Origin of the sequence: Ligilactobacillus murinus DSM 20452 = NBRC 14221, assembly GCF_001591685.1 — a bacterium.
Classification (GTDB): Bacteria; Bacillota; Bacilli; order Lactobacillales; family Lactobacillaceae; genus Ligilactobacillus; species Ligilactobacillus murinus.
The window spans coordinates 1-9,379 of the sequence record NZ_BCVJ01000060.1 but is presented as its reverse complement, the minus strand read 5'-3'; the positions used below and the strand labels follow the sequence as shown (position 1 = coordinate 9,379).

The following is a 9,379-nucleotide window of genomic DNA, read 5'->3' as shown; positions in this document are numbered from 1 at the left end:
TTTAAAGTCCATTTACGACCGTTTTTTGGAGACTTATGTCACAGCCTCTTCCGGCTAGGCGTCATTAAAAGACAAGAATTGATTTCTGGTGGTAAAATTAGAATGTAGCTAGATATAAAATCAATGAGGTGTTTTAGAGATGAAATTAAAAAAATTAGCAACTGCATTCTTGGCAGGGCTGACCTTTTTAGGGGTAACTTTGACCAGTGCGCCCAAGGCTTTAGCCACAAGTAGCAGTAGCACACATACGTTAAATTCTGCTTATGTCGTCTATGGAGCCGGCACGAGCCAAGAAGCACGCCAAAATTTAGCTAAAGTATTTGAAACTGACTCTTCGTTCAAAACTTTGACCGCTACAGCCGCCGATTACAACAAATATATCGCCAATGGCTCGAGCAATACGACTGACGCTGCAATGATCAGCTCAGTTGCGATCGCACCCGGAGATCCTGGTTCTGGGGTCAAGGTCAATATCAAAGACTACAATGGTTCTAACAATATCACACAAGTAACTTCCCAACAATACGCAATGGTCGCACAAATGGCGGGGGTAACCGATGTCAGCATCGTCGTGACCGCTAACCGTCCCGTTTCAGGTGAATCAGCCTTAACTGGGGTCTACAAGGCCTTAGCCGAAGATGGCGTTTCATTGAACACAGAAAACACGGCGACAGCCAACGAGATGCTTTCAGCGACACAACCAGCGATCAACGCCAACAAAGATGATGCGGCCTATCCTGGTAAATTGATGGCCGCTGTTGGTGATGTTTCCAAGCAATTGGCACAACAAAAGCAAGATAACCAAGAACTAGCTACAAAACAAGACATTGAAGATATGTTAAATAAGGCTTTGGCTGACCGAGGCATTCAAGATCAAACAACTTCAGAGCAAGTAACACAGATCTCAGGTGCTTTGGTAAACTTCCAAAATTCACCGATCAGCTCAAGCAAGACATATATCAATAACGTGACAAACACGATCAATAACGTTAAAGATTCGACTGGTAATTTGATGAATAAAGCCAAAGACTGGGCCAACAGTGCTCAAGCTAAAGAAGCCGTTGAACAGGCAAAAGGTTGGTTTACTCGCTTCATCGAATGGATCAAGAGTTTGTTTAACTAAACAAACAAGAGGCGCTGAGATATAAGTCTCCAAAAAACAGTCATAATGGACTTTAAAATTAAAAAGAAAACCACCCGAATTTTTGAAAAAGTTCGGGTGGTTTTCTTGTAAACAGAGACTCATGTCCCAGCCTCATCTTAACTATTTGTTTTAATAAATTTTTGTAAAGAGAATCCCAAAGCAACTAGAATTCCCAATCCAAGTGCTACCATTGTTCCAATGGAAATAGGACCTGGTACAAAAAGCATCTTTAGCACAATTATCGCAAATAATAATGCGACAACAAGCTTTCCTAAAGTATTTTTTTTCATTTTTCCACCTCTTAGCTATTAGAAGAGGGATGCAATACCTAGTACTGTAGCGCCGACAATAACGGCTTTGCCTGTATAGTGTCCAATTTGACCAGCTAAACGGTTATAGCCACCATTAATTTCTGTTAATTCCTCTTCAGTCATAACGTCAAACATTTGTAAATTTTCCATTTCGTTACTCTCCTTTTTGTATCACTGATAATCTTAAAAAGCGTCCAAAAAACCTTTCCCAAAACTAACAACTGCGTCAACAATATGATAGCCTAAACCTCGTTTCCCACCAACGATATTTTGCAAATCACTAGTTGATAATTCTTCAAACAAATTTAATTCAGCATTATTCATAATAATTGCTTCCCTCCAAATTAAATTGATATCTCTTAACAGTTAGAAGTATACAGTTATTTAAGAATAGTAGTTAAAAAAAGAATTATCGAGCAATTTATTGTATTTAGTGTGTAATTCTAGACAGATATTGACGCTAAATACAATAAATAAGGCATTTAATATTGTGCTTTGAATTAGGTCTGTTCTAAAATTTTTACGGCGTTTTTAAATCTTCTTGTACTTATCGGATATATTTGCCCATTTGATAAAGTTAACGACTTGTTTTTTTTGTCTATTCTGATAATATTTGTAATATTAACTAGGGTAGTTCTGTTACATCTAAGCAAGTGATCATATTGCTCTTCAAACTGCTTTAAGCTCCCCAATATATCTTCTTTAAGATTCCTATAATTTAAGCGCACTTGTTTGTTATTGCCTATTATAGACTCAATACTATATACCTGATCAAACGGTATTCGTTCTACAAGTCCATGAGTAATTTCATACGAAAAAAAATTAGCTAAATTAGCTAAGACATTTTTCTTATATCTAGCAAATGCGATATCGATATTTTCACGCACTCTTTGTATAGTAAAATCATCTGCTAAATTTTTGCACAGTATATCCAATGGTTCGGCTCTAGCAGCTATAATTTTCTGGATAGAGTTATAAGAATCTGATAAATATATTATCTCAGCAAATACAACATTATCTTTAATTTGTTTCCAAATGTTTAAATCATGTGACACTGTATCTATATCCACAAAAATCAAGAAAGATTTATCCTTATGTGCTGCTATGTGATTAAGAATATCCGATAAATTGTCAGTAGAAATGGCAATTTCCATGTCATATTCATCCAGAGTATCATTTACCCGTATCCTATTTTGAATAATATTTTGCAATTTATGCCTGTACATTGAATTGCCTTCAAGAATTAACGCAGTAAGCATCTAAAATCATTCCTTTGAGATTTAATATATGTTTTTATTCAAAAGTTTATTTTTGTAATAATCAAAAAATGACATATTGCCTATACTTACAGTAGTATTTCCTTCCATGTCGTACTTAACTTTAGAAAGCATATTTGAAGGGACTTTTGCAGTAGCAGAAACCATGTAGAAAACCCTATTGTTAATTTTTGTTGATGTCGTACTAATGCTAGTAATTTTTCCTTTCAATTTAAGAGGAGTGACATTGCTAGTGGAAAATTTAAATTTGAGAAACTGTCCTTTTCTTATAGAAGTAATATCTCTCTCAGATATATATGCTACCAATTTAACTTTTTTTTCTTTTTGTAAATCAGGATATATTTCAGCTAAAGGAGTACCTACGTTAACCTTACGCATACCGTCATATTCCTGATTAACATGTAGTATTCCAGAAGTAGGAGCGGTGATTTTAGTATTATTACTATAGTCTTTTGAGTTAACTTCCAATTCACTGAGCGATTGTCGTAACTTTTTTTCTTCCTTACAAATATCAGATATTTTTTCAGATTGTAGAATAAATAGTTTATCATCATTGGTAGCAGTAGTATAACCTGCAATTTTATTTTTTTCTGAATCTGAATTTTGAATTTTTAAGATATTGTTTTCATTACTATAAATATCTCGTTGTTTAAGGTATGCATTTAATTCTTCGTGATATCCGAATTCGTCGTTGAAATTAAAGGTATCTATGTTATTTTTTACACCTAATTTCAAAGTAGCTAAGGAAGATAATTGTTGTTTAACTGCATCTATTTGCTGAACAAAATAATTTTCCCTATCTTGATTTTTATTTCTGTAGATTAGTAGTGTATCTCCTTTTTTTACTTTTTTCCCTTCTTGTAAATTATTTTTCGAGATGGGAAAATCAAGCTGAGATTGAATAACTGCTATTTTTGATATGGGTTGAATATTACCAGATCCCTGTATGACAATTTCTTTTTTACAAAAAATAGAAATTACTATACAGAAGCAAACTACTAAAAATATTGGTATTACCAATAATGTAGAAAAATTTTTATAGCGTTTTGAGTAAAATGCACTACTTTCAAAAAAGTCTTGTTTCATATGAATTTCTCCATTAATTATTTACCAATTTATAGTAAAACCCTTTTTTAGATAATAATTCCTGGTGGGTTCCTTGTTCAACTATAGTTCCGTTATTCAATACAAAAATAGTATCCGTTTTTTCTGCTACAGCTAATCTATGGGCGATGAAAATAATTGTCTTATCTGACATTCCAATTAGATTTTCGATAAGCTTCTTTTCTGTTAGAGTATCCAAACCACTAGTTGATTCATCTAGGATTAAAACTTTTGCAGGTGATAGTAATGCTCTAGCAATCGTCAAACGTTGTTTTTGTCCACCAGATAATGTATGTCCTTCCTCATCTAGAATCGTGTCATACTGCAAAGGCATTTTTTCAATATCATCTTTGATCATTGCTATTTCACAAGCCTTGAAGATGTCATTCACAGAAATATTACGTCTATTTCCAAGCTTTAAATTTTCCAAAATTGTTCCTGAAAAAACATATGGGTTTTGGGGAACATAGGTAATAAAACTACGTAGTTCCTTTTTAGAAAATTGCTGTACATCTTGATTGTCGATTGTGATATTTCCCGAAGTGGGTTCAAAAAAATTAACTAGTAGTTTAACCAAAGTTGATTTTCCGGAACCACTTTCACCGACAAAGGTGACTTTTTTGTTTGAATTAATTGTTAGATTTATATCGTTTAACACGTTTTTTCCAAATCCATATCTATATGAGACATCATTAAATTGAATGTTTCCACTAGAATTATGGAGACTTTTTGTACTTGAATGTTTATTATCATGTTCACCTTTAACAAGATATATCTCATTTAGTCTATTATTAGCAACTTTCGCAGCCTGTAATTTGGGTTGGAGATTTATAATATTTTGTAGGGGTGTTGTAAAATAAACTAGTAATGCATTATATGTCATCAATTGTCCTAAAGACATTTTATTGTAAATGACTAAGTTTGATCCAATCCAAAGTACGATTAGACTTAAGCTTAGTTGAATAAAAGATTTAATTGCTTGTTGCAGTATATCTTTTTTGGAGTATTCCATATTCTTTTTTAAAAAGTCTACAAATTCTGTATCTATGTGTTGATATCTTTGCTGTTCACTATTCAAAGATTTGATTGTTTCAATGCCTCTAACATCTTCTATAATTGAAGAACTAACAGTAGCATTACTTTCCATTCGTTGTGAATTTAGTTTTTCAAAATAGTTAGCAAATATCAATATCACTAAAACGTATACCGGAAGTACGGATAAGGTCACTAAAAATAACTTTAAGCTTTGGAAAGCTAAAACTATTCCTATAATAAAAACAGTGCCTACGTCTAAAAACATAGATAAAACAGCACTCGCTAATGCGTCAATAATTTTACTTGCGTCATTAAATCTGGATATTATTTCACCAGTTTTTCTAGTGGCAAAAAATTCCATCGGAAGGTTAAAAACGTGCCTAATATATCCCAAAATAATATCTATTGATAATCGTTGTCCTAATATTATGAGTAAAAATTCTTTAGAGTACATGAAAATAGAATTGAACATATAGAACACCAGAAGACCCACAGCGACTATGCCTAGTGTGGTACTTAATTCATTAGGTATGTATGTATCAATTATGCCTTGGATAAAATAGGATCCCAAGATACTAATGATAGTCATCAAAGTAGCAGATAGCACTATATTTGTTAATAGCGCTTTGTTTTTAAAAACATTGTTGAATAGTGAAAATAACCCTTTTTTTCTTTCCTTGATAGGTATATATTCGATTGAAGGTGTTACGAATATAGCTACTCCACTCCACTCTGAAGCAAACTTTTTCTTGGAAATTTTTTTTACCTTTACTGATGGATCAGGGTCAGCAATAGTTACATATTTTTTATTTGATGATATTACAACATAGTAATGCAAAAGCTGATTGTCTTTTATCACATGTGCAATAAAAGGATAGTAAAGATCAGCAATATCAAATAATCGCATATCTGCTTTTATAGCTTTAGTTTCGAAGTTTAATTGCTGAGCAGTTTTGACAATCCCTAACGCTGTTGTGCCATTCTTATCGGTTTTAGCTATGTTTCTCAAATAAGCTAATGAAACATCTGAGCCATAATATTTTAAAAGCATCGCCAAACTGGCAACACCACAATCACTCTCATCAATTTGTGATATATAGTAGTTATGAAAATTAAACATAAATAAATCTCTTTCAATATAAAATTAATTTAGAACAATATATCATATTTTCCAAATTCGGTAAAGAAATTTTCAATTTAAGTAAATAAAAATATTGGACGGAACATATTTTTTAGTATTATGTATTATGCTAAAAAATTGTTACTCGTTGTTACTTGCCACAGTAAAGCTTTAAAAAATAGTATTTTAAGAGACAAATAAAGACATCTCAGAAATTCCAACATTGATATGTGATCTTAGAGTTGGAATTCGAAGATGTCTTTTACTTATATTATAGCCTCTGATCATTTTCTCAAGCTATGCACCTTGTAATACACCTAAAGCTGAAAAGATCCCGAGGGCGCATAACAAGCCTCCACTGATGATACCTAACCATAACCGGCTACTAGAAAGCATATTTTTGCGATCTGCCACAACTAATTTGTGATAGTAGCGATATGTCGCATAAAGTTCAAACGCCCCTAAAACAAAAATTATTGCACTTAAAATCAAGCCCTTGACCATTTTTTTCACCCTCATTGCTATTTTATTCCATAATACCACATTTCTTCTATAAAGAACGCTTGTCTCACTTAGGCAATATCACTTATCATTAAGGAGGAGCTAGAGGGCAGAAGATGACGTTTATAAATTATGCTAGTTGATCCATAGAAATGGGGGCAAATATGAAAAAAATCGTTTTTACCGATTTAGCTACTAATTTGTATACCGCACCAATTTTCACTACACTTGAATTTAATGGACGGACCTTTTACGGAACCAATCGCCAACTGCCACTTGCAATTTTATTTCGCAAAAATTCACTTGCTTTTGCGAAAACACAGTTTGAAACCACACATCTCAAGCTCTTCGATGACCGCGACAATTTAATGCTCACCCTATCACCTGACCAGATCATTCAGGCTTGTCTGGGAATGTATCTGGCTAAGATCACGCTCCGACCGTTACCCAAACTGACTGAGCGCTTCATCTTTTCTCTAACACTCGAGTTAACTGACGACCGCCAGATCCAGTTACTAAATAGCGAAACACAAGCGATCCCTCAAGTGATATCTTGGCTTACCGCCCAAAATATCCAAATTGACGATCCAATGCGCCTAGCTTCTAAACTCGATGCGTCGACCACGATCGACTTTAGAAACTTTACGGTACTTTCAAATGGAACTGAGTTTGCTAAGACCCTCGAGCTAAAATAGTTTCACTAGTCATCGCTGAGTATAACAACAACGCGGGAGCAGCCATGATGTTGTTACATCGTGGTAGCTCCCGCGTTCAATGCTCGCAAAAAACTTGGCGTATAGTTCTATATTTTTATGAATATAAAAAAACTCCGTGATCGGGGAAAATCACGGAGAAAAAGGTTATGTTATTGGGGAAATACTATCCTAAAGTAAATCTAAGATAGTTATCACTTACTACATAAAAAGGGGAGAAGATTGATTCATCATCAATCTACATATCTATAATACACCTAAATGACCCAAAATGGCTAACTTTTTTATTGATTTTTTCTTAAGAATTTAAATTATATTTTTTTCATAATAGACAAAGTTCGGGTATTACATTAAAGTTTTCCACAACCTTATCCACACGCAGCGTTACATCTTTACTAATCTAGGATTTACCACTATATTTTTTCACTCTTCAACCGCTTAATCGTATAATATCCAACCAAAGAATATAATAGTTCGCCTTTAAAAAAGAAATTTTTAAAAACTTTTTTCAAAAAAATCTTCCCCAACAAAAAAAACGCCTCGCAATGAGACGTTTTTTGATTAATCTTCGGCAACGAATGGCAATAAGCCCATGATACGTGCACGTTTGATCGCAACTGTAAGTTTACGTTGGTTCTTTGCGCTAGTACCTGTTACACGACGTGGCAAGATCTTACCGCGTTCTGAGATGAAACGCTTAAGAAGATCTGTATCCTTGTAGTCGATGTATTCGATGTGGTTAGCAGCGATGAAGTCAACTTTACGACGGCGACGTCCGCCTCTTCTTTGTTGTGGCATTAGATTTCCCTCCTGTCAATTTTAGAATGGTAAGTCATCATCTGAGATATCGATCTGTTGCCCACCGGCAAATGGATCAGCCACATTGTTACTATTGTTTGGAGTGGTATCAAAACCACTACCACCAAAAGCATCATTTGTCTGATTATTTGCTGGAGTCCCAAATGGATTAGATGACTGCATATCATTTGAAGGAGCTGAACCTTGCACATTAGCGTTACTGCTGCCGTGTTGGGCACGATACCTTTCTGATTCAGCCTTGGATTCCAAAAGTGAGAAATTCTCAGCTAAAACTTCAGTAACATAAACACGTTGACCTTGCTGATTTTCATAAGAACGGGTTTGGATCCGGCCTTCGATCCCTACTAAGGAACCTTTGTGGGTAAAATTAGCGAAGTTTTCGGCTGCTTTACGCCACATTACACAATTGATGAAATCAGCTTCACGTTGACCTTGTTGGTTAGTGAAACGACGGTCGATCGCGACAGTAAAGCTTGCCACGGCCGCCCCTGAAGGCGTGTAGCGCAGTTCAGGATCTCGGGTCAAACGACCTACTAGAACAACTGAATTGATCAAAGTTCATTTCCTCCTTTACTTTATTTATAGTCTATCTTAGTCTTCACGTTTAACGATCATGTGGCGTAAGATACCATCATTGATCTTGGAAAGACGGTCAAATTCGTTGATAGCGTCTGCGTTTTCAGCTTTGATATTTACGATGTGGTAGACACCTTCTGTGAAACCACCAATTTCGTAAGCAAAACGACGCTTAGACCAGTCTTTTGATTCTACGATCTCAGCACCATCATTTTTCAAGATGTTGTCGAAGCGTTCAACTAATTCATTCTTAGCTGCTTCGTCAAGTGATGGGTTGATGATGTAAGTAATTTCATAATTTGTCATGACTGTTTGCACCTCCTTATGGACTATTGGTTCTTTATCTAAAGTAAGAACAAGGAGAATCTAAAGCTAATTTTGTTTAGATACTCACGAGATAGAATTATAACATTATTAAAACTATTTTGCAAGGGATTTTGAACTACGGCTACACTTTATAAATACGCAATTGCTAGCGACATTTTTTTCTTTTTTCCAAAAAATTTATTTCCGCTAACTATAGGTAAACACAAAAAAATAAAATATTTTCTAGTTGTAACTATTGACATTACATCAAAAAGAGACTAGACTAAGGTCATCGGATTGATGTAATGATAAAAGTTACAACTGAATGGAGGAATTTATTATGACAAAAGTTGCTGTAATTAGTGCTGATGGTCGGATCGCTGGCCACGTTATCAAGGAATTAGTTGCTCGTGGCTATGATGTTACTGGTTTTGGGCGCAGAGATGAAAATACAACGGGGGCACAAACATACA

The 9,379-nt window shown here is 34.6% G+C and carries 12 protein-coding genes; 2 read left to right on the top strand and 10 right to left on the bottom strand.

Annotation, left to right across the window (positions count from 1 at the left end):
- Window positions 1–139 precede the first annotated feature (139 nt).
- On the top strand, window positions 140–1,123 hold the full coding sequence (locus tag LMU01S_RS09040; protein ID WP_056958893.1) for a DUF1002 domain-containing protein: 984 nt from the start codon (window positions 140–142) through the stop codon (window positions 1,121–1,123).
- A 137-nt stretch (window positions 1,124–1,260) separates the two neighbouring features.
- Here the strand turns inward: LMU01S_RS09040 and LMU01S_RS10515 are convergent, their stop codons facing one another.
- The 7 genes from LMU01S_RS10515 to LMU01S_RS09020 all read right to left on the bottom strand — a co-directional run bounded on the left by LMU01S_RS10515 (window position 1,261) and on the right by LMU01S_RS09020 (window position 6,510).
- Window positions 1,261–1,434 carry a hypothetical protein gene (locus LMU01S_RS10515; protein WP_153551904.1) on the bottom strand — a complete coding sequence of 58 codons (174 nt, stop codon included), beginning with the start codon at window positions 1,432–1,434 and terminating at the stop codon, window positions 1,261–1,263.
- Between the two features lie 18 nt (window positions 1,435–1,452).
- Window positions 1,453–1,605, bottom strand: a complete 153-nt coding sequence (locus LMU01S_RS10510; protein WP_143441407.1) for a Blp family class II bacteriocin — start codon at window positions 1,603–1,605, stop codon at window positions 1,453–1,455.
- Between the two features lie 33 nt (window positions 1,606–1,638).
- A complete protein-coding gene (locus LMU01S_RS10340) occupies window positions 1,639–1,779 on the bottom strand; it encodes a ComC/BlpC family leader-containing pheromone/bacteriocin (RefSeq protein ID WP_082613054.1) in 141 nt (46 codons plus the stop codon).
- Window positions 1,780–1,955: 176 nt separating this feature from the next.
- Window positions 1,956–2,714, bottom strand: coding sequence for a LytR/AlgR family response regulator transcription factor (locus LMU01S_RS09035; RefSeq protein ID WP_061773575.1), 759 nt, complete (start codon window positions 2,712–2,714; stop codon window positions 1,956–1,958).
- A gap of 21 nt (window positions 2,715–2,735) precedes the next feature.
- Window positions 2,736–3,818: an HlyD family efflux transporter periplasmic adaptor subunit gene (locus tag LMU01S_RS09030; RefSeq protein WP_056958895.1), complete on the bottom strand. Its 1,083-nt coding sequence runs from the start codon at window positions 3,816–3,818 to the stop codon at window positions 2,736–2,738.
- Window positions 3,819–3,831: 13 nt separating this feature from the next.
- Entirely contained in the window at window positions 3,832–5,991 is a 2,160-nt protein-coding gene (locus LMU01S_RS09025; protein ID WP_056958896.1) for a peptide cleavage/export ABC transporter, read from the bottom strand.
- Between the two features lie 297 nt (window positions 5,992–6,288).
- Entirely contained in the window at window positions 6,289–6,510 is a 222-nt protein-coding gene (locus LMU01S_RS09020) for a cytochrome b family protein (RefSeq protein ID WP_225354626.1), read from the bottom strand.
- A 146-nt stretch (window positions 6,511–6,656) separates the two neighbouring features.
- Here LMU01S_RS09020 and LMU01S_RS09015 point away from each other — a divergent pair, with 146 nt between their 5' ends.
- Entirely contained in the window at window positions 6,657–7,187 is a 531-nt protein-coding gene (locus LMU01S_RS09015; protein WP_056958898.1) for a hypothetical protein, read from the top strand.
- A 579-nt stretch (window positions 7,188–7,766) separates the two neighbouring features.
- On the opposite strand, the gene rpsR is transcribed toward LMU01S_RS09015, so the two are convergent.
- Genes rpsR through rpsF form a run of 3 tightly spaced genes read right to left on the bottom strand, consistent with a single transcriptional unit; the run spans window position 7,767 to window position 8,906 of the window.
- Window positions 7,767–8,003 (bottom strand): 30S ribosomal protein S18, encoded by a 237-nt coding sequence (gene rpsR, locus LMU01S_RS09010; RefSeq protein ID WP_003695889.1) that lies wholly within the window; start codon window positions 8,001–8,003, stop codon window positions 7,767–7,769.
- A 21-nt stretch (window positions 8,004–8,024) separates the two neighbouring features.
- Window positions 8,025–8,579 carry a single-stranded DNA-binding protein gene (gene ssb, locus LMU01S_RS09005; protein WP_056958899.1) on the bottom strand — a complete coding sequence of 185 codons (555 nt, stop codon included), beginning with the start codon at window positions 8,577–8,579 and terminating at the stop codon, window positions 8,025–8,027.
- A gap of 36 nt (window positions 8,580–8,615) precedes the next feature.
- The gene (rpsF, locus tag LMU01S_RS09000) at window positions 8,616–8,906 is read right to left on the bottom strand and encodes a 30S ribosomal protein S6 (RefSeq protein ID WP_004049701.1); all 291 of its coding nucleotides are present in this window, start codon (window positions 8,904–8,906) and stop codon (window positions 8,616–8,618) included.
- Window positions 8,907–9,379 lie beyond the last annotated feature (473 nt).

Excerpts from the sequence above, each read along its gene's own strand:
- LMU01S_RS09040 (WP_056958893.1), top strand. The coding sequence starts at position 140 with ATGAAATTAAAAAAATTAGCAACTGCATTCTTGGCAGGGCTGACCTTT.
- LMU01S_RS10515 (WP_153551904.1), bottom strand. The coding sequence starts at position 1,434 with ATGAAAAAAAATACTTTAGGAAAGCTTGTTGTCGCATTATTATTTGCG.
- LMU01S_RS10510 (WP_143441407.1), bottom strand. The coding sequence starts at position 1,605 with ATGGAAAATTTACAAATGTTTGACGTTATGACTGAAGAGGAATTAACA.
- LMU01S_RS10340 (WP_082613054.1), bottom strand. The coding sequence starts at position 1,779 with ATGAATAATGCTGAATTAAATTTGTTTGAAGAATTATCAACTAGTGAT.
- LMU01S_RS09035 (WP_061773575.1), bottom strand. The coding sequence starts at position 2,714 with ATGCTTACTGCGTTAATTCTTGAAGGCAATTCAATGTACAGGCATAAA.
- LMU01S_RS09030 (WP_056958895.1), bottom strand. The coding sequence starts at position 3,818 with ATGAAACAAGACTTTTTTGAAAGTAGTGCATTTTACTCAAAACGCTAT.
- LMU01S_RS09025 (WP_056958896.1), bottom strand. The coding sequence starts at position 5,991 with ATGTTTAATTTTCATAACTACTATATATCACAAATTGATGAGAGTGAT.
- LMU01S_RS09020 (WP_225354626.1), bottom strand. The coding sequence starts at position 6,510 with ATGAGGGTGAAAAAAATGGTCAAGGGCTTGATTTTAAGTGCAATAATT.
- LMU01S_RS09015 (WP_056958898.1), top strand. The coding sequence starts at position 6,657 with ATGAAAAAAATCGTTTTTACCGATTTAGCTACTAATTTGTATACCGCA.
- rpsR (WP_003695889.1), bottom strand. The coding sequence starts at position 8,003 with ATGCCACAACAAAGAAGAGGCGGACGTCGCCGTCGTAAAGTTGACTTC.
- rpsF (WP_004049701.1), bottom strand. The coding sequence starts at position 8,906 with ATGACAAATTATGAAATTACTTACATCATCAACCCATCACTTGACGAA.